Raw genomic sequence first — 19,593 nt, forward strand, 5'->3', positions numbered from 1 at the left:
GCCCAACCCCGCGTCATCAAAAGAAAGATGCCCAAATGGCACGTCAAACGCGCCCACCACGCCACCTGGCCCCGACCCCAACACCCACCCATCTACCAGATCACAACCCACTAACTGAACGGTATTAACCCTAGTCCAGCTCGGAGGCTGGACACGGGCGCTGCTGTAGATCAGTTCCCGGGGGTAACGTCCCGCGCATGTGGGCGGTTATTGGGTCGAGGCTGCAACAGCTGAGAGGGTTCTTCGCATGTGGGTGGCATTGATGGGCCGATACAGCGTCCGCAAGTACGGAGGACTCACCCGTCGAAGGTGAGCCTCCTGGCGGCTCGGGGGATAGCACCGAGTTCGTGTCGCTTAGTCCGGAAGGGATGTAGCTCCGCGTGACGTTCCGGCGGCTGAATAGCGTGATCGCCGCGGCCACGACGTACAAGCAGCGCCTCGCCGCCGTGCGCGACCCGGGGCGATGGGGTGTCCCGTCTCGACCAGCGCGTGGATGTCCCGACGTTCTGCGGAGTTCAAGGTGTACCCCGGTTCTCCACTCCGCCGGTCATAGCGGGTTGCGATCTCGCCACGCGGCGAATCTGGCCTTGCTCCTGTCCGGGTCCGGATCGCCTTACCCAGCGCGTACTCAGCGCGCCGCACCATCTCTTGCGCGTCCTGCTGTATCTCCTTCGACAGGCCGAGTTGCTTCGTCGCCTCGGCCGCGGGGAGCAGTTCCGCTCAGGAATGCTCGGCGCGGGTCTCGAACCCGAAAGGAAGCAGATCGGTGACTCGCACGCTGATATCGCCGCCCGGTGTGGGCACGATAACGCGGATCTGCGGGTGGTAGTCGGCGAGCACCTGCCTGTCCCGACCGCACGGGGCCTTGACCCCTCGGCTGTGACTGCCCACAGCAACGATGTGGGTGATTTCTCGGGCGCCGCTGGCGCGGGCGGCGCCCAACGCGACAAGTTCAGCACACGGCCCGCCGGTGAAGTGGTAGAGGTTTACTCCAACGAACACTCGGCCGTCCGAAGCTCGAACAGCAGCGCCCATGGTGTGAACCCCATCTTCACCGGGTCCGGCGTCGGTGTTCGCGTCGATTGCCCGGCGAGCCTGGTCCACCAACTCCACGTCCTCAGCGCTGAGCGGACGGGACGACGGATGCATCATGTTCACGTCCAAACTCTAACCTGCGGGCGCTCATCGATCAGGTCGCTGGACCGCCTGATCGAGCCGAACGCGCCCATCGTGGGCTGGCCACCCTGCCGCTGCACACCAGGCCGCTCCGGCCACCGCACGGTCACATACACGGTCTGCGGCGCGATGGGGGGTCTCAGCCGCCGCACTCGTTGACGGGGTGCAGACCTGGGGCGCGCCGAAGTCCTACGAACGACGTGAGGTGCCCGTCCCGAGGTTCCTGGCTGATCTACTCGCGGCGCACGTCGTCGGGAAGTCGGATGATCTCGTGTTCAGCGGTAACCGGACCGGCGAAGCGCTTCGGGTGTTGGTGTTCCGGCGTGCCGCGTTCAACGCGGCGGCGACGGCGATCGGGTTCGAGGGTCTGCGACCACCCGATTTGCGGCACACCGCGGCGTCCTTGGCGATCGCGTCGGGCGCCTCGATCAAGGTTGTGCAGGCCATGCTCGGGCACGCTTCGGCGACGGTAACCCTGGACCGTATGGGCATCTGTACGGCGACCAGCTCGACGACCTGGCGGAGGGGTTGCACACGGCAGCCGAGACGTCCCGCAAAGTTGCCGCGGACTCCCTGCGGACTCAAGGCAATTAATCAGTCTGCCAACCTCGGCTGAACGGCTATAGGCAATGAATATGGGCCTTGTAGCTGGGTGCCCCCGGCAGGATTCGAACCTGCGCTTCTACCTCCGGAGGGTAGCGCTCTATCCCCTGAGCTACGGGGGCCCTGCGGCCCGTCCAACCGCCCGCCGAGGCGGCCGATTGGACGTCCAGAATCGTAGCAGCCGGACGCCCGACCACTGACCGGCCCACCGACCGCTCACCGGCCCACCACGAGTCGGCTACATCGGAGGGGGCAGCGGGCTGGCGCCACGCTCGCGCAGCAGTTGCTCCATCAGCACGATCTCGGCTCCCTGAGAGTCCGCCATCTTCTTCGCCGCGTTGCGGACGTAGGCGGTGCTGGCATGGGTCGCGGCCCACTGCGCCATCGGGGCGCCCCCCTGGTGGTGATGCAACATCAGCTGCAGGAAGAAGATGTCCAGCGTCTTACCCCTGAGGGTGTCGAGCTTGGCCAGCTGTGCCTGCGTCGCCATGCCGGGCATCAGGCCGTCGCGGCCCATCATGTCGCTGCCCATCATGTCGTGTCCGGACCCCGCCATCCACGACATCGGCGCGTTCGGGCTTTCCGGCGGCAGGCCCCAGGTGTCCAGCCAGCCCTGCATCTGCCCGGCCTGGTTGAACTGGCTGGTCTCGATGTCGAAGGCCAGTGTCCTGATCACGCCGTCGCTGGTGTGGTCGCGGGTGTAACCGGCCATCAGCACCGCCTGCCGGTGATGAGCTGCCATGTCCCACGCGAACCCGGCGTCCACCGAGTTGGCCCCCGGCAACCTGGCCGCGGAATGCCGGTGGCCCAGGACGTAGCCGGCACCACCGGCCACCACCAGCGCGGCAACCGCGATGATGGCCATCAGCACGGTACGCAGCGCACCCCCTTGAACGGGAGGCGCTTCTTCTGTGGGAGCTTCCGGCCCGGTCAGCAGCGACATGGCGAACTCAGGACTCCGTCGGATGCCCGGGCGTGCTGGGCGTGGTCTTGAACGCAGGGTTGGAGCAGCTTGCACCCAGCTCGGGGGTGTTCTTCTGGTTCAGCCGCAGCGCCTTGATGAACCGCTTGACGCGCGAGTCGGTGGCCTTGTCCACGAACAGCTGATAGCCCCATGCCTGCAGTGAGACGTTGGTCTTCAGCCCCGCGTACGGGGTAAGAATGGTGTAGTCCTGGCCCGACGCCAGTTTGGTCAGCACGTCGAGCTGGTCACTCGGCAGACCGGGCTTGTAGGTGATCCAGACGGCACCGTGTTCCAAGTCGTGCACCGCGTTCTCGTTCGCTATCTGGTTCGGATAAACGGTGCCGCTGCAGTCCGCCCAGATGGGGGAGTGCGGGCCGCCGATGGGCGGCGATTCGGCGTAGCTGAGCACGGTGGTCTTGTGCTCGCCGCTCGGGAACGACTTGTGCGTGATGCCCGGGATCTTGGCCGGGTTGGCGTAGTCGGCCTTGCTCCGGTTCTGGTGCACCGCATACCCGACAACTCCGACGGCGAGCGCCACAATGACGATCGCTGCGATGATGAGCCCCCACGGCGTCTGCCGCTGGTTGACGATCTTCTTCGACTGGGCGGCGCGGGTCGCGCCCTTGCTCACCGGGCGCTTGGGCTGCTGGCCTTTGTTCGGCCCGCCAGACGCCGGTTTCGTCGGATTAGTCATCGAGTCGCTTTCTCGCATGGGTGCAGCTCGTGCTGCCCTGTTCGCCCATGATTCTAGGCTTCCAAGCTGTGGATGGCCTGACCGCAGCCACTCGCGGCTACCGTGGCGCCCGGCAGCCGGGACCGTTGCGGCGGTTACCGTGCGTGCCAACCACTGAAAAATACCGGGTATCGCGGGCCACTAACATCGTTGTGTGACTCCCGACGATCTCAGCCTCGCCCTCCGGTCCGCCGCCACGCGGGCCGTCGAGTCCGGCGCGTTCACCGCCGACGTGCCGGCCGAAGTCGTCGTGGAGCGTCCGAAGAACCGGGATCACGGGGACTACGCCAGCAACATCGCGCTCCGGCTCGCCAAGCCGGCCGGCAAGCCGCCGCGCGAGGTGGCCGAGGCGATCGCCAAGCAGCTGCTCGCGGTCGAGGGCATCGCCGACGTGCAGGTCGCCGGTCCGGGCTTTCTCAACATCACCCTGGACTCCGGAACCCTCGGGCAGCTGGCGAAGACCATCGTCGAGCAGGGCACGGAGTACGGCTCCACCGACACCCTGGCCGGCCACAACATCAACCTCGAGTTCGTCTCGTCCAACCCGACCGGCCCGGTGCACATCGGCGGTGTGCGCTGGGCAGCCGTAGGCGACTCACTCGCCAGGGTGCTGCAGGCCAATGGCGCCCAGGTCACCCGGGAATACTACTTCAACGACCACGGTGCGCAGATCGACCGGTTCGCCCGCTCGCTGCTAGCCGCTGCGCTCGGCGAGCCCGTCCCCGAGGACGGTTACGCCGGCAGCTACATCACCGAGATCGCCGAGCGGATCGTCGCCAGCCATCCGGACGTGTCGAACCTGCCGAGGGACGAGGCGCAGGAGCTGTTCCGCAGCGTCGGCGTCGAGCTGATGTTCGGCGAGATCAAGGCCAGCCTGCACAACTTCGGCGTCGACTTCGACGTGTACTTCCACGAGAACTCGCTGCACGACTCCGGAGCGGTGGAGCGGGCCGTCCAGCGGCTGCGCGAGCAGGGCCGGATCTACGAGTCCGACGGCGCGGTGTGGCTGCGCACCACCGACTTCGGCGACGACAAGGACCGGGTCGTCATCAAGAGCGACGGCGAGGCGGCCTACATCGCCGGTGACCTGGCCTACTACCTCGACAAGCGCGAGCGCGGCTTTGACCGGGTCGTCATCATGCTGGGTGCCGACCACCACGGCTACGTCGGACGGCTGATGGCGATGTGCGCCTGCTTCGGCGACACCCCGGGCGTGAACCTGCAGGTGCTGATCGGGCAGCTGGTGAACCTCGTCAAGGACGGCAAGCCGGTCCGGATGGGCAAGCGGGCCGGCAACGTGATCACCCTGGAGGACCTGGTCGATGCCGTCGGCGTGGACGCCGCCCGCTACCAGCTCGCGCGGTCCTCGGCCGACTCCACCCTCGACATCGACCTCGACCTGCTCACCCGGGCCACGAACGACAACCCGGTGCACTACGTCCAGTACGCCCATGCCCGGACGGTGAACGTGGTGAAGAACGCGGCGGCGGTCGGCATCACCCTCGACGTGTTCGAGCCGCAATTGCTGACGCACGACACCGAAACGGCACTGCTCACGGCACTGGGGGAGTTCCCGCGCGTCGTCGCGCAGGCCGGTGAGCTGCACGAGCCACACCGGGTGGCTCGCTACCTGGAGGAGCTGGCCGGCTCCTTCCACCGCTGGTATGACTCCTGTCGCGTGCTGCCGAAGGGGGACGAGCAGATCACCGACGTGAACCGAACCAGGTTGTGGCTCGACGTCGCCACCAGGACGGTTCTGGCCAACGGCCTGTCCCTGCTCGGCGTGTCGGCACCCGAGCGCAAGTAGCCGCAACCGATGTCCTAGCCACCCGCTCAGCCGGGAGCGACTCAGCGCCGAGTCGTGCTCCGGCTGAGCCGCAGCAGCCGCCCCAGTCAGGAAAAGCATATGAGCCGCTCCGCCCACCCAGCCGGCCCCAGCCATGGACACATCCTTGCCGATGTCGAGGCGGTGGCGGTGCCCGAGGATCTGTCGAGCCTGAACCCGCGGATCTGGCCGATCAACGCCGACCGGGTGAACGGCGAACTGGTCGTCGCCGGCATACCCGCGACGCGGCTGGTGGCCGAGCACGGCACTCCGGTCTTCGTGCTCGATACCGAGGACGTGCGCGCTCGGGCACGCAACTACGCGGCGGCGTTCGAGGGCGGTGACGTGTTCTACGCGGGCAAGGCGTTCCTGAGCACAGCGGTGGCGGCCCTTATCGCGGAAGAGGGACTGGGCATCGACGTGTGCAGCGGCGGGGAGCTCGCCATCGCGCTGCGCGCGGGGGTCGCGCCCGATCGAATCGCGTACCACGGTAACAACAAGAGCACCGCGGAACTCCGGTACGCCGTGCAAACCGGTGTCGGCCGGATCGTGGTCGACAGCGAACTCGAGATCAACCGGCTCGCCGATCTCGCCGCCGACGAGGGCGTGCGACCGCGCGTCCTGGTTCGGGTCACCGTGGGCGTCGAGGCGCACACCCACGAGTTCATCGCCACCGCGCACGAGGATCAGAAGTTCGGGTTTTCACTCGCCAGCGGCGCCGCGCATGCCGCGGTGGCGCACGTGCTGGCCCGTCCGGAGATCGAGCTCGTCGGCCTGCACTCCCACATCGGCTCGCAGATCTTCGACACGGCGGGGTTCGAGGTCGCGGCGCACCGGGTGGTCGGCCTGCTCGCGGACATCCGCACCCGGCACGGCATCGAGCTGGCCGAGATCGACCTCGGCGGCGGTCTCGGCATCGCCTACGTCGAGGGTGATGATCCGCAGCGGCCCGCGGACATCGCGGCCCGGCTGCGCGCCATCATCGAGGTCGAGTGCGGCCTGGCCGGCATCGCCACGCCCCGGTTGTCGGTGGAGCCCGGACGCGCCATCATCGGCCCGTCGATGGTGACGCTGTACGAGGTGGGAACGGTGAAGCCGATCGCGTTGGACGGCGGCGTGCAACGCAACTACGTCTCGGTCGACGGCGGTATGAGCGACAACATCCGCACCGCCCTCTACGACGCCGAGTACACGGTCACGCTGGCCAACCGGTCCAGCACCGCCGGCCCGCAGCTTTCCCGGGTGGTCGGCAAGCACTGCGAGAGCGGGGACATCGTCGTACGCAACTGCTGGCTGCCCTCCGATGTCCAGCCCGGCGACCTGCTCGCGGTCGCCGCCACCGGTGCCTACTGTTACGCGATGGCCAGTAATTACAATAGGATTCCGCGTCCGCCGGTCGTTGCCGCGACCGATGGCCAGGCCCAGTTGATCGTCCGGCGAGAGACCCTGGAGCAGGTGATGGCCACCGACGTCGGCTGGGACGCGGGCTCCACCGCGCCGGTCATCAGCCGCGCGACCGGCAAGGTGAGCGCATGAGTGAGGCGTTCGAGCGTCCGCTCCGGGTCGCGCTGCTCGGCTGCGGGGTCGTCGGTTCGGCCGTGGCCCGGCTGCTCACCGAGCAGGCGGACGATCTTGCCGCCCGGGTAGGGGCTCCGCTGCAGCTGGCGGGGATCGCGGTACGCCGGCTCAATCGGCATCCTGACGTGGACCAGAGCCTGCTCACCACCGACGCCGAGGCGCTGGTCTCCCGTGATGACATCGACCTGGTGGTAGAGGTCATCGGCGGCATCGAGCCCGTACGGACCCTGCTGCTCAACGCGCTGAAGTCCGGCAAGAGCGTGGTCAGCGCCAACAAGGCCCTGCTCGCCGAGGACGGCGCCACCCTGCACGCGGCCGCGACGGCCAACGGCGTGGACCTGTATTACGAGGCGGCCGTTGCCGGCGCCATCCCGCTGCTGCGGCCACTGCGCGAGTCCCTCGCCGGCGACCGGATCACCCGGGTGATGGGAATCGTCAACGGCACCACCAACTTCATCCTCTCGCGGATGGACGCCAGCGGAGCCGGATTCGCGGAGGCGCTGGCCGAGGCCACCGCGCTGGGATACGCCGAGGCCGACCCGACCGCTGACGTGGACGGCTTCGACGCCGCCGCGAAGGCCGCGATCCTGGCGGGGCTCGCGTTCCACACCCGGGTCACCGCGGCGGACGTCTTCCGCGAGGGGATCAGCGAGGTCACCGCCGCCGACATCGCCAGCGCGAACGCGATGGGCTGCACCGTCAAGTTGCTGGCGATCTGCGAGCGGTCGGGCACCGAGGAGTCGCCGTCGGTGGCCGTCCGAGTGCACCCGGCAATGATTCCGCGGACGCATCCGCTCGCCGGGGTCGGCGACGCGTACAACGCGGTGTTCGTCGAGGCCGAGTCGGCCGGATCGCTGATGTTCTACGGCCGGGGTGCGGGTGCCGGCCCGACCGCCAGCGCGGTGCTCGGCGATCTGGTCGCGGTCGCCCGCAACCGGATCTCGGGAAGCCGCGGCGCGGGCGAGAGCGCCTACGCCGATCTCGCGGTCCAGCCGATCGGCGAAGTGCAGACGCGCTATCACGTCGCGCTCGATGTCGCCGATAAGCCTGGTGTACTGGCCTCGGTCGCGGGCGCCTTCGCCGACAACGGCGTCAGCATCCGGACGGTACGGCAGGAGGGTAGAGGAGACGCGGCAACCCTCGTGCTGGTCACCCACGACGCTCCCGACGCTGCCCTGTCGGCGACCGTGCGTCGACTGGCAGGCTATGACTTCATCCGCCGCGCCAGCAGCGTGCTCCGCGTCGAGGGCATGCCGGCGGACTGAACGAAGCGGGACTGAACGAAGCGGGACTGCCCGACGGACGCAACGACGCGTCAGAACGACCCCGTGACCGAGAACCACCCCGTGACCGCCGTTACCCAAGGAGAGCCGACAGATGCCCGGACGGCACTACGTTTCCGGTCCGCCGACCAGCGCGTGGCCCGGTCTCATCGAGGCCTACCGTGACCGGCTGCCGGTCACGGACGGGACTCCGGTCATCACCCTGTTCGAGGGTGGTACTCCGCTCGTTCCCGCGCCCACGCTGTCGGACCGGGTGAACGCCGAGGTCTTTCTCAAGGTCGAGGGCGCCAACCCAACCGGCTCCTTCAAGGATCGCGGCATGACCATGGCGATCTCAAAGGCAGCGGAGGCAGGCGCTCAGGCGGTCATCTGCGCATCAACCGGCAACACCTCCGCGTCGGCAGCGGCGTACGCGGTCCGGGCCGGCATGGTGTGCGCGGTGCTGGTGCCCCAGGGCAAGATCGCACTCGGAAAGATGGCTCAGGCACTGGTGCACGGGGCACGGCTGCTGCAGGTGGACGGCAACTTCGACGACTGCCTGGAACTGGCCCGCAAGCTCGCCGTCGACTATCCGGTGGCGCTCGTGAATTCGGTGAACCCGGACCGGATCGAGGGCCAGAAGACCGCCGCCTTCGAGATCTGTGATGTGCTCGGGCAGGCCCCGGACATCCACTGCATCCCGGTCGGCAACGCGGGCAACATCACCGCGTACTGGAAGGGCTACCGGGAGTACGCGCGTGACGGCGTCGTCGACGGCACTCCGGCCATGTTCGGCTTCCAGGCGGCCGGTGCCGCCCCCATCGTGCTCGGGCACCCGGTGCTCAAGCCGATGACCATCGCCACCGCGATCCGGATCGGCAACCCGGCCTCGTGGACCCAGGCCGAGGCCGCGCGCGATGAGTCCCACGGCGTCATCGACTCGGTGACCGACAAAGAGATCCTGGAGGCGTACCGGCTGCTCGCCCGCAAAGAGGCCGTCTTCGTAGAGCCGGCGTCCGCAGCCAGCGTGGCCGGGCTGATCAAGTCCTCGAAGGCCGGCCGGGTGCCGGCCGGCGCCACAGTGGTGTGCACCGTCACCGGCAACGGGTTGAAGGATCCCGAATGGGCGATCTCCGGAGCGCCCGCGCCGGTCACCATCGCCGTCGACGCGCACTCGGCGGCAACCGAACTCGGTCTGGCGTAATGGCCGACGGTCCAGCAGCCGGCGGTCCAGCAACCGGCGGTCCAGCAACCGGCGGTCCGGCAACCGGCGGTCCGGCAACCGGCGGCCCCGCGAAGGTCGGAGTCTCGTTCGTGGACGTGCCCGTCCGGGTGACAGCTCCGGCCACCAGCGCCAACCTGGGCCCGGGCTATGACAGCTTCGGGCTCGCCCTCGCCCGCCATGACGTGGTCACGGCCCGGGTCCGCAACTCCGGGCTGCGGATCAGCGTCACCGGCGCGGGGTCCGGTTCGGTGGCCCTGGACGAGGGACACCTGGTGGTTCGAGCCATGCGGGCCGCCTTCGACCTGCTCGGCGGTCAACCCGCGGGCCTGGAACTCGGGTGCGACAACCGGATTCCACACGGCCGGGGTTTGGGGTCCTCGGCGGCGGCCATCGTGACCGGCATCGAACTGGCACGCGGCCTGGTGCGCGACGGCCGGAGCTTGCTGGACGACGGTGCCGCGCTGGATCTGGCATCGCGCCTGGAGGGCCACCCTGACAACGTCGCGGCGTGCCTGCTCGGCGGCCTCAGCCTCGCCTGGGCCGAGGAGCAGCACAGCAGCGCCGCCCGGGTCGCGGTGCAGGGCGTCCGTCCGGTGCTGTTCATACCCACCGAGCAGTCGGCCACCCACGCCGCGCGCGCGGCCCTGCCGGCGTCCGTGCCGCACGCCGACGCGGCCTTCAATGCCAGCAGGGCAGCGCTGCTCGTCGTCGCGCTCACCGGACGGCCGGACCTGCTGTGGACTGCCACCCAGGACCGCCTTCATCAGGACTACCGGGCTGCCGGAATGCCGGACAGCGCGGCGCTGGTCAAGGTGCTTCGCAAAGCCGGAATCGCCGCCGTGATCTCCGGGGCGGGTTCCTCGGTCCTCGCGCTGGCGCAGTCGGCGGACCAGGCCACCGCAGCCACGGCGCTGTCACCGACCGGCTGGGAGTGCGCCGAACCGGCCATCGCCGACGGCGCCCGGACCGAGACGCTGGAAGGAGGGGAATACGACACACCGGCCCCTGTGTTGCTGCCCTGAGCAGCTTGCGTCTAGTCTTAGCTTGTTCTCGTGGAACCACCGCTCGTGAAGATACGCGCGCTCGTGGAGATACGCGACGAAGCAGCTCGATGAGCCTGCGCGGTACCGTCCCCAAGCCGAACACCCCAGTTGAGCCGTACTGGGTATCTCGGCCGTAATCGCTGGTGGACAAGTCCGCACCGACCTCAGCTGAGAAAAATCTCGTTGATCGGCGGCTCGATCAGCCCGGCGATACCCGCCGAATCCACAACCGGTATGCGTCTGAGGACAACCAAGACGTACGACCACTCGGAAGGATCCGAAACCACGTGACAGACACTCAGGACCAGCTCAGCGTCCTGCCCAGCACCGGCATTTCAGCGACCGCCGGCGCCAACAACACCGCCCAGGAGCGTGCGAAGCGCCGCTCGGGCTCGCTGACCACCATGCTGCTGCCCGAGCTCCAGGCTCTCGCGGGCTCGATGGGCATCGCGACCGGGAAGATGCGCAAGAGCGACCTGATCACCGCCATCGAGACCGCCAAACGGCCCAGCAGCGCTCCCGCCGCAGCCTCTGACACCGCCGCGGCGCCGACCACGCGTACCCGGCGTTCGGCCACCCGCCCGGTCACCGCGACCTCTCAGCCCACGCTGACCGAGGCGCCCGTGAACGGCTCCGCTGCCAACAACGGCTCCGCTGCCAACGGGGTTGAGGTGGGTTTCGCGCAGTCCGGTTCGGCTCAGTCCGGTTCGGCCCAGTCCGGTTCGGCCCAGTCCGGTTCGGCCCAGTCCGGTTCGGCCCAGTCCGACAACCCCGCCGCCAGCGCGGCCGACTCCTCGTCGCAGGCTCCGGCTGCGGAGGCGGCGGAGCGTCGCCCTCGCCGAACCCGTAGCTCCGCCCAGGCGCAGCCCGGGAGTGAGGCACCCGTCGCCGAGGACACCCAGGTCGCTACGGACGGTGCAGCCGACGCGCGCTCGGACAACGGACAGGCGCAGCAGGACCGGCCCGAGCGCGGCAGCCGCCGTGACGGTGCTGCCCGCCGTGACGGTGCTGCCCGCGATGGCGGTGCGCGTGACGGCGGTCCCCGTGACGGACAGGGCAATCGCAACAACCAGAACCGTGACGCGAACAGCCGTGACGCGAACAGCCGTGACGCGAACAGCCGTGACGCGAACAGCCGTGACGGTGGGCGCAACCAGAACCGTGACAGCGCCCGCGACCTCGCGAACGGCGCCGGCCGCAACAACGGTCAGGCCAACAACAGCCAGAACGACGACGATGACGAGTTCGGCGGCAGCCGCCGCGGTCGCCGCTACCGTGATCGCCGCGGTCGCACCCGCGACCGCGTCGAGGGCGGTCAGGGCGGCGGCCGCAACGACGTCGAGCCGACCATTTCCGAGGATGACGTCCTCGTTCCGGTCGCCGGCATCCTGGACAACGTGGACGACAAGGGCTCCTGGTTCATCCGGGTCAGCGGCTACTTCGCCAGCTCCGATGACGTCTACGTCGCCAACAACCATATCCGCCGGTATAATTTGCGCCGCGGTGACGCCATCACCGGAGCGGTACGCCAGCTCCGCGACGGCGAGCGCAAGGAGAAATTCAACCCGCTGGTCCGGCTGGACACCGTCAACGGGGTCGACCCGGAGCAGACGCGCAACCGCGTCGAGTTCACGAAGCTGACCCCGCTGTACCCGCAGGAGCGACTGCGGCTCGAGACCGAACCGCACATCCTCACCACCCGCGTCATCGACCTGGTCATGCCGATCGGCAAGGGCCAGCGCGCGCTCATCGTCTCGCCGCCGAAGGCCGGTAAGACGATGATCATGCAGGCCATCGCCAACGCGATCGCGACGAACAATCCCGAGTGCCACCTGATGGTCGTGCTGATCGACGAGCGGCCTGAAGAGGTCACCGATATGCAGCGCTCGGTGAAGGGTGAAGTCATCGCCTCGACCTTCGACCGCCGGCCGCAAGATCACACCATGGTCGCGGAGCTTTCGATCGAGCGGGCGAAACGGCTGGTCGAGATGGGCCACGACGTGGTCGTCCTGCTGGACTCGATCACCCGGCTGGGACGCGCGTACAACCTCGGCGCGCCGGCATCCGGCCGAATCCTGTCCGGCGGTGTCGATTCGACCGCGCTGTACCCGCCCAAGCGCTTCCTCGGAGCTGCTCGCAACATCGAGGACGGCGGCTCGCTGACGATCATCGCCTCGGCCCTCGTCGAGACCGGCTCTGCCGGTGACACCGTGATCTTCGAGGAGTTCAAGGGAACCGGCAACGCCGAGCTGCGGCTGGACCGCAAGATCGCGGACAAGCGCGTCTACCCCGCCGTGGACGTGGACCAGTCCTCGACCCGTAAGGAAGAGATCCTGCTGTCGCCGGACGAGCTGTCGGTCGTCATCAAGCTGCGCCGGGTGCTGCACGCGCTCGACTCCCAGCAGGGCATCGACCTGCTGCTCGACCGGTTGCGCAAGACGCGGACGAACATCGAGTTCCTGATGCAGATTGCCAAGACGACGCCGGGAGCCGACGACCGCTGAGGCGGCCACACCCCTGCACAACCCACACCCCTGCACAAACCCACCGATTGCCGATCGGCAATCCGAGCACCGATGCCCCCGCGATGCCTTACGCACGCGGGGCATCGGTCGTGCAGCGGCACCGCCGACGGGAACGGCTACTGCAAGCGGCCGCCGGGTCGTACACTTTCGGCGTGGCTGACCGCGAAGCCGTGACCCCGACGTCCCAGGTGAGCGCCGACGTCCTCTCGTGGCGCGTTCCGCCTTATCAGGCCGCCCTGCTGATCCTGTTCGTGTCGGCGGTCGCCGCTCTCAACATCTACGGCAGCCCCTCCGCTCCGGTCCGTACCGTGACGCTGGCGTTCGGCGCGGTTGCCCTGGGACTCGCGGTCGTCGCCCTACGGATGTACCTCGTCGTCGACGATGACGGCATCGCCGTCCGGCACGTCCTGCGCCAGAACTGGCTGCCCTGGTCCGGCGTCGCCCGGGTGGCCGTGGTTTCCGAGGTGCGCGGTGCCGCGACGGTGCGATTGACGCGTCCGGATGGGACCTATGTGGATGTCCCGCCGTCCCTGCTGCAACCGTCGAAGCCGACCAGCAAGCCGCGTGCCCTCGCGCGGTTGAACGCCATAAGTAACCAAATTGAGGCCAGGCGTAACCGTCCGGGATAGCTCCTGCCCGTTAATGTGAGGGGCGTCTGACGAGGAGGTAACGGTTGCGTATCTTTGGTCACGGCCCTCTCTGCAAGCACCGACTTCAGTGTCATTCTCATGCTTCTGTAAGCGTTATCAGAACCCGGAACACAACGTCGGAAGGACTACAGACGATGAGACCCAAGGTCGCCATAGCCGCGGTCTCCCTGCTCAGCGCGACCGTTCTCGTAGCGGGCTGCGGTGGCGGTGGAAGTGGAAGCAAGAGCAGCGATGCCAGTGCGGGAGCAAGCGCGCGTGGCCCGATCACCTTTGTCACCGGCAAAGACAACAGCGGGCTGATGCCGAACATCGCGAAGACCTGGAACGCCTCGCACCCCAACGAGAAAGTCACGATCAAGCAGCAGTCCGACCAGGCCGACCAGCAGCTCTCGGACCTCGAGCAGCACTTCCAGGCCAAGGACCCGGGCTATGACGTCGTCACCACGGACGTGGTCTGGAGCGCGGAGTTCGCGGCCAAGGGCTGGATCGTCCCGCTGACCGGCAAGTACGCGCTGGACACCAGCGCACTGCTCAAGCCGACGGTCGACGCGGCCAGCTACAACGGAACCTTGTATGCGGCGCCGTACGCCTCGGACGGTGGATTGCTTTACTACCGCAAGGATCTGGTGCCCACCGCGCCCACCACCTGGTCGCAGCTGATCTCTGACTGCCAGGGCAAGACGACGCCAGGCACGATCACCGGATCGAAGCCAGGCTGCTACGCCGGGCAGTTCTTCAAGTACGAGGGCTTGACCGTCAACGCCGCCGAGGCGATCAACTCGGCCAAGGGCCAGATCGTCAAGCCGGACGGGAAGACCCCTGACGTCAACACCGCCGATGCCGCGACCGGCCTGAACTTCCTGGTCAACGGCTTCAAGCAGGGCTACATCCCCAAGGAGGCCCTCGGCTTCAAGGAGACCGAAAGCCTCAACGCGTTCCAGGCCGGCCAGCTGATGTTCATGCGCAACTGGCCGTACGCTGACGCGATCCTCGCCGGCAAGGGCTCCAAGGTCGCAGGCAAGTTCGGCATCGCCCCCCTTCCGGGGCCGGATGGTCAGGGCGCGTCGAGCCTCGGTGGCCACAGCGTCGCGATCAGCACGTACTCCAAGTACAAGGCAACCGACCTGGACTTCCTGAAGTTCATGGAGTCCAACGAGATCCAGTCCTACAACCTCGTGCAGGGATCGGCGGCGCCGGTGCTGTCGGCGCTCTACACCGATCCCAAGCTGGTCGCCAAGTTCCCGTACCTGCCGGTGCTGCTGAAGAGCATCTCGACGGCGGTTCCGCGTCCGGTCACGCCGTTCTACCCTGCCGTGACCGAGGCGATCGAGACCAACGTCTACGCAGCGCTACAGGGCAAGACGAGTGTCGAGAGCGCGTTGAAGAGCTTGCAGGACGCGATCACGTCAGCGACTGCCGGCTGATCGCGGCCCGCTGAACCAGGCCGCCTGGGCGGAGCGGAGCCGGAGCGCCGGACCCACTTCGTCCAGGCGGTAGGACAAATTTCCTTACCCGCCTGAGATGTCAGTAGCCCGAGGAGGCTCCATGACCCTCGCCGGACAAGCCGCGGAAGCGGCCGAAGTAGCGTCCGTCCAGAACCCCCCAGGTATTACAGGCAAGCGCCGCAACAAGATCAAGACCGGCGAGAGTCGGTTGGCGTTCATGCTGGTCGCTCCGACCGTCGCCCTGCTGGGGCTCATCGTGGGCTACCCCATCGTCAAGGCCGTCTACAACTCGTTCCTGTCGGACACCCAGAAGATCAATCCGACCACGGGACGGTTCGACCCGGCCGGCGCCTGGACCGGCCTCACCAACTACAAGCACTGGTTGTTGCAGCAGTGCCCCTCCGGGGCCGGCAAGGTGGTGTCCTGTCCCACCGGAAACCTCGGCGCCGAATTCTGGAACTCCATCTCGGTGACGGTCGGTTTCACCGTGGTGACCGTGATCCTGGAGACGGTCATCGGCATGGGTTTCGCGCTGATGATGAATCGTGCCTTCAAGGGTCGCGCGCTGGTCCGGGCCGCGATCCTCATCCCGTGGGCGATTCCGACCGCCGTCACCGCCAAGTTGTGGGCGGTCGTCTTCGACCCCGAGGGCATCCTCAACAAGCTTCTCGGAACTCACTTCGCCTGGACGAGTTCCCAGTGGCCGGCCCGCGCCGCGATTGTGATCGCCGACGTGTGGAAGACGACTCCCTTCATCGCACTGCTGATCCTGGCCGGACTGCAAGGCATCAGCGCCGACATCTACGAGTCGGCCAAGGTCGACGGGGCAAATGGCTGGCAGCGCTTCAGCAGGATCACGCTCCCACTGGTGAAGCCGGCGCTCGCGGTGGCCGTCATCTTCCGCACCCTCGACGTGCTGCGCATGTACGACCTGCCGGCGATCCTGACCGGCGGCGCCAACGGCACCAGCACCGTGTCGATCCTGGTCGTGAAACAGCTGCACAGCGGCGTGTACTCGGCCTCGGCGCTGTCCACCGTCACTTTCGTCTTCATCTTCGCCATCGCGCTCGGCATGGTGCGGCTGTTCAATGCCAACATCGTGGGCTCACCCGGAAAGGGCGGTAAGTGACATGACAGCCGTGGCACACTCCGCGAGCGCGCTCGCCGTTCCCTCAGCAACCACCACTGCGTCGCGCAAGCGGTTCAGCGCCGGAAATGTCGGCACCCTCGCCGTCATAGCGCTGATCATCGTATGGTGCCTGGCACCCTTCTACTGGATGCTGGTCCTGGCATTCCGAAGCACCGCCTACACCTTCGACACCACGCCGTGGTTCACCCACGTCACCTTCGCCAACTTCAGATACGCCTTCAACACCACCGACAACCAATTCGGCCGCTCGTTGTTCAACAGCGTGCTGATCGGCGCCGTCGTCACCTTCCTGGCAATGACGATCGGCGTCTTCGCCGGCTATGCGATGGCCCGGTTGTCGTTCCGGGGCAAGGGTGCGGTGCTGGCAGCCATCCTCGGAGCGTCGATGTTCCCCGGGGTCGCGATCCTGACTCCGCTGTTCCAGCTGTTCGCCAACTGGGGCTGGCTGGGCACATACCAGGCGCTCATCCTGCCGCAGATCTCGTTCTCACTGCCGCTGGCGGTCTACACCCTCACCAGCTTCTTCTCCGACATGCCGTGGGAGCTGGAGCAGGCGGCCCGTGTCGACGGGGCGACACCGGGCCAGGCCTTCCGGCTGGTGATCTTCCCGCTGGCGGCACCGGCGCTGTTCACCACCGCGATCCTGGTGTTCCTGGCGTCCTGGAACGAGTACCTGCTCTCCAGCGTGCTGTCCAACGGCATCGCGAAGGTGGAGCCCTCGACGGTGGCCCTGGCCAACTTCACGGCCGGTCCCCACGTGGTGCCGTACACCCAGACGATGGCGGCGGGCGTGGTCGTGACCATCCCGCTGGTGATAGTCGTACTGATGTTCCAGCGGCGCATCGTCAGCGGTCTCACGGCCGGCGGTGTCAAGGGCTGACCACCCGCCGGGCCGCCCCGGACGGGAATGGCGGGCGGCGGTTCCGCGTTTGGAAGAGCGTGGCCACGACTGGCACACTGTCTGGTTGACGACCCGGCTCCGGTTCACGTCCTAGGTTCTCGCGGTCGGCGATAGCTCGCCGAAGCGACAGGGCGACCCGGCGGCCATAACCGGCGCCGACAACGGCGCCACAGAGAGGGAACCACCGTGAAGGACGCGATCCACCCCGAGTACGTGGTCACCGACGTGACCTGCTCGTGCGGTAACACATTCACCACCCGGAGCACCGCCAAGTCCGGTGGGATACACGCTGAGGTCTGCTCCGCCTGCCACCCCTTCTACACCGGCAAGCAGAAGATCATGGACGTCGGCGGCCGCGTCGACAAGTTCGAGAAGCGCTACGGAAAGCGCGAGCGGACGAACACCAACGCCTAGCTGTCCCGACGGCGCTCGTGGCATGCCCTTCCCGGCATGCCACGGGCGCCGTTTTCTTTTCCCGGCAGATAGTCCCACCGTTCGGGTACCCGGTTCGTGATCGAAGGATGAGCAATGGTTCAGCAGACGACCAGCACGAGCAACCTGGCCCAGGTGCTCGAGGAATACCGCCAGACCGAGACGGCGCTCTCGGACCCGGCCGTGCACGCCGACCAGGGTGCGGCCAAGCGGCTGGGCCGGCGCTTCGCGCAGTTGGCGCCCATCGTCAGCACCTCGCACGAACTGGACAGCGTCCGGGCTGATGCCGAGGCCGCCCGCGAGCTCGCCGGCGAGGACGATTCCTTCGCGGCCGAGGCCGACGAGCTGGCCGCGCGCATCCCGGAGCTGGAGGCCAAGCTGCGCGAGCTGCTGGTGCCCAAGGACCCGAACGACATCAAGGACGTGATCCTCGAGATCAAGGCGGGTGAGGGCGGCGACGAGTCGGCGCTCTTCGCCGGCGACCTGCTCCGGATGTACCTGCGCTACGCCGAGCTGCAGGGCTGGCAGACCGAAATCCTCGACGACGAGGCGACCGACCTCGGCGGCCACAAGTCGGTGACCGTCGCGGTGCGCTCACGCAGCGCCGAGAACCCGGTGTGGAGCCGGCTGAAGTACGAGGGCGGCGTGCACCGCGTCCAGCGGGTGCCCGTCACCGAGTCGCAGGGCCGCATCCACACGTCCGCCGCCGGAGTGCTGGTGCTTCCCGAAGCCGAAGAGGTCGACGTCGAGATCGACATGAACGACCTGCGGGTCGACGTGTACCGGTCCTCCGGCCCGGGCGGCCAGAGCGTCAACACCACCGATTCGGCCGTCCGGATCACGCACGTGCCCACCGGGACCGTGGTGTCCATGCAGAACGAGAAGAGCCAGCTGCAGAACCGTGAGGCGGCACTGCGCGTGTTGCGGTCCAGGCTGCTGGCCCACGCTCAAGAACAAGCGGCGGAGGCGGCCTCGGACGCCCGGCGATTGCAGGTCCGCACCATGGACCGCTCCGAGCGTGTTCGCACGTACAACTTCGCGGAGAACCGGATCGCCGACCACCGCGTCAACTTCAAGGCGTACAACCTCGACCAGGTGCTGGACGGCGCCCTGGACGATGTCATCAACGCCCTCACCCAGGCCGACATCGAGGCGGCACTGTCGGGTGCAGCCAACTGAGCTGCGAACCCGGGCCGCGGCTCAGCGTTCCGGCTGAGCTCAGGGCGGCCGTCGAGGTTCTGGCCGCCACCGGTGCCGGCTCGCCGCGGGTGGACGCTGAGCTGTTGCTCGCGCACCTGCTGGGTCGCAGCCGTACCCAGCTACTGCTGGCAGGCGGTCTCGACGCCGGCACCGCGGTCCGTTACCGGGAGCTGGTCGGTCAGCGGGCCGAAGGGATACCGCTGCAGCACCTGACCGGCACTGCGCCGTTTCGCCATCTCGAACTCGTCGTCGGTCCCGGGGTGTTCATTCCGCGGCCGGAGACCGAGCTGGTGCTGGAGCTGGCCACCGCACAGCTGCGGGTCGCCGGGACGGTGGTGGATCTCTGCGCGGGGTCCGGCGCCATCGCCCTCGCTGTCGCCCAGGAATACCCGGCCGCCCGCGTGGTCGCCGTCGAGCGGTCAGCCGCCGCTCTGGAATGGCTGCGCCGCAACGCAACTGCCCGCGCAGCGGCGGGGGACCGGCCGATCGAAGTGGTGCCGGCCGACGTGACGGATCCCGGGCTGCTTGCCGGGTTGACGGGCAGCGTCGACGTGGTGCTGAGCAATCCGCCCTACGTCCCGGAGCGACTCCGCGCCGAGCTGTCCGTAGAGGTCAGCCACGACCCGGACGAGGCGGTTTTCGCGGGTGAGGACGGACTGGCTCTGATGCCGGGGCTGCTGCGGACCGCTGCCCGGCTGCTTCGTCCGGGTGGGCTTGCCGTGATCGAGCATGACGAGAGCCAGCCCAAGTCGATGACCCGGCTGCTGATCGAGGGGCAGAGCTGGCACACCGTGGCCGCCCACACCGATCTTGCTGGGCAAGCACGGTTCGCGACCGCGCACAGGCGCTAGCGGGTGAGAGGTTGGTATGTTCTCCGGCCG

At 67.8% G+C, this 19,593-nt stretch carries 17 protein-coding genes and 1 tRNA gene; 14 read left to right on the top strand and 4 right to left on the bottom strand.

Annotation, left to right across the window (positions count from 1 at the left end; translation table 11 throughout):
* Positions 1–720: 720 nt before the first annotated feature.
* On the bottom strand, positions 721–1,152 hold the full coding sequence (locus tag RM423_RS00005; RefSeq protein WP_396327540.1) for a cytidine deaminase family protein: 432 nt from the start codon (positions 1,150–1,152) through the stop codon (positions 721–723).
* A 229-nt stretch (positions 1,153–1,381) separates the two neighbouring features.
* Between RM423_RS00005 and RM423_RS25335 the strand changes: the two genes are divergently transcribed.
* Positions 1,382–1,792: a tyrosine-type recombinase/integrase gene (locus RM423_RS25335; RefSeq protein WP_396327541.1), complete on the top strand. Its 411-nt coding sequence runs from the start codon at positions 1,382–1,384 to the stop codon at positions 1,790–1,792.
* Between the two features lie 37 nt (positions 1,793–1,829).
* Here RM423_RS25335 and RM423_RS00010 read toward each other — a convergent pair.
* From RM423_RS00010 to RM423_RS00020, 3 genes are all read right to left on the bottom strand, one after another.
* Positions 1,830–1,901 (bottom strand) — tRNA-Arg (locus RM423_RS00010).
* A 116-nt stretch (positions 1,902–2,017) separates the two neighbouring features.
* Entirely contained in the window at positions 2,018–2,644 is a 627-nt protein-coding gene (locus tag RM423_RS00015) for a DUF305 domain-containing protein (RefSeq protein WP_311420931.1), read from the bottom strand.
* Positions 2,645–2,729: 85 nt separating this feature from the next.
* Entirely contained in the window at positions 2,730–3,437 is a 708-nt protein-coding gene (locus RM423_RS00020) for a DUF3105 domain-containing protein (protein ID WP_311420932.1), read from the bottom strand.
* Between the two features lie 193 nt (positions 3,438–3,630).
* Between RM423_RS00020 and argS the strand changes: the two genes are divergently transcribed.
* The 13 genes from argS to prmC all read left to right on the top strand — a co-directional run bounded on the left by argS (position 3,631) and on the right by prmC (position 19,563).
* Positions 3,631–5,283, top strand: coding sequence for an arginine--tRNA ligase (argS, locus tag RM423_RS00025; protein WP_311420933.1), 1,653 nt, complete (start codon positions 3,631–3,633; stop codon positions 5,281–5,283).
* A 99-nt stretch (positions 5,284–5,382) separates the two neighbouring features.
* Positions 5,383–6,837: a diaminopimelate decarboxylase gene (gene lysA, locus RM423_RS00030; RefSeq protein WP_311420934.1), complete on the top strand. Its 1,455-nt coding sequence runs from the start codon at positions 5,383–5,385 to the stop codon at positions 6,835–6,837.
* Positions 6,834–8,144 carry a homoserine dehydrogenase gene (locus RM423_RS00035; RefSeq protein WP_311420935.1) on the top strand — a complete coding sequence of 437 codons (1,311 nt, stop codon included), beginning with the start codon at positions 6,834–6,836 and terminating at the stop codon, positions 8,142–8,144. Before lysA ends, RM423_RS00035 begins: the two co-directional genes overlap by 4 nt.
* Positions 8,145–8,256: 112 nt before the next feature.
* Positions 8,257–9,345, top strand: coding sequence for a threonine synthase (thrC, locus tag RM423_RS00040; protein ID WP_311420936.1), 1,089 nt, complete (start codon positions 8,257–8,259; stop codon positions 9,343–9,345).
* On the top strand, positions 9,345–10,388 hold the full coding sequence (thrB, locus tag RM423_RS00045; protein ID WP_311420937.1) for a homoserine kinase: 1,044 nt from the start codon (positions 9,345–9,347) through the stop codon (positions 10,386–10,388). Before thrC ends, thrB begins: the two co-directional genes overlap by 1 nt.
* 308 nt (positions 10,389–10,696) lie before the next feature.
* A complete protein-coding gene (gene rho / locus RM423_RS00050; RefSeq protein ID WP_311420938.1) occupies positions 10,697–12,913 on the top strand; it encodes a transcription termination factor Rho in 2,217 nt (738 codons plus the stop codon).
* Positions 12,914–13,086: 173 nt separating this feature from the next.
* Positions 13,087–13,563: a PH domain-containing protein gene (locus RM423_RS00055; RefSeq protein WP_311420939.1), complete on the top strand. Its 477-nt coding sequence runs from the start codon at positions 13,087–13,089 to the stop codon at positions 13,561–13,563.
* Between the two features lie 155 nt (positions 13,564–13,718).
* Positions 13,719–15,008 carry an ABC transporter substrate-binding protein gene (locus RM423_RS00060; RefSeq protein WP_311420940.1) on the top strand — a complete coding sequence of 430 codons (1,290 nt, stop codon included), beginning with the start codon at positions 13,719–13,721 and terminating at the stop codon, positions 15,006–15,008.
* Between the two features lie 121 nt (positions 15,009–15,129).
* Complete coding sequence (locus RM423_RS00065) at positions 15,130–16,158, top strand: carbohydrate ABC transporter permease (RefSeq protein WP_311420941.1); 1,029 nt, start codon at positions 15,130–15,132, stop codon at positions 16,156–16,158.
* Position 16,159: 1 nt separating this feature from the next.
* A complete protein-coding gene (locus RM423_RS00070) occupies positions 16,160–17,059 on the top strand; it encodes a carbohydrate ABC transporter permease (RefSeq protein WP_311420942.1) in 900 nt (299 codons plus the stop codon).
* Between the two features lie 207 nt (positions 17,060–17,266).
* Positions 17,267–17,494: a 50S ribosomal protein L31 gene (rpmE, locus tag RM423_RS00075; protein WP_311420943.1), complete on the top strand. Its 228-nt coding sequence runs from the start codon at positions 17,267–17,269 to the stop codon at positions 17,492–17,494.
* 114 nt (positions 17,495–17,608) lie between these two features.
* Positions 17,609–18,691, top strand: a complete 1,083-nt coding sequence (gene prfA, locus RM423_RS00080) for a peptide chain release factor 1 (protein ID WP_311420944.1) — start codon at positions 17,609–17,611, stop codon at positions 18,689–18,691.
* Entirely contained in the window at positions 18,688–19,563 is an 876-nt protein-coding gene (prmC, locus tag RM423_RS00085; RefSeq protein ID WP_311421212.1) for a peptide chain release factor N(5)-glutamine methyltransferase, read from the top strand. The genes prfA and prmC overlap by 4 nt, the downstream gene beginning before the upstream one ends.
* The last annotated feature ends 30 nt before the right edge of the window (positions 19,564–19,593 follow it).

It is taken from the genome of Jatrophihabitans lederbergiae (genome assembly GCF_031845305.1).
Taxonomy (GTDB): domain Bacteria; phylum Actinomycetota; class Actinomycetes; order Mycobacteriales; family Jatrophihabitantaceae; genus Jatrophihabitans_A; species Jatrophihabitans_A lederbergiae.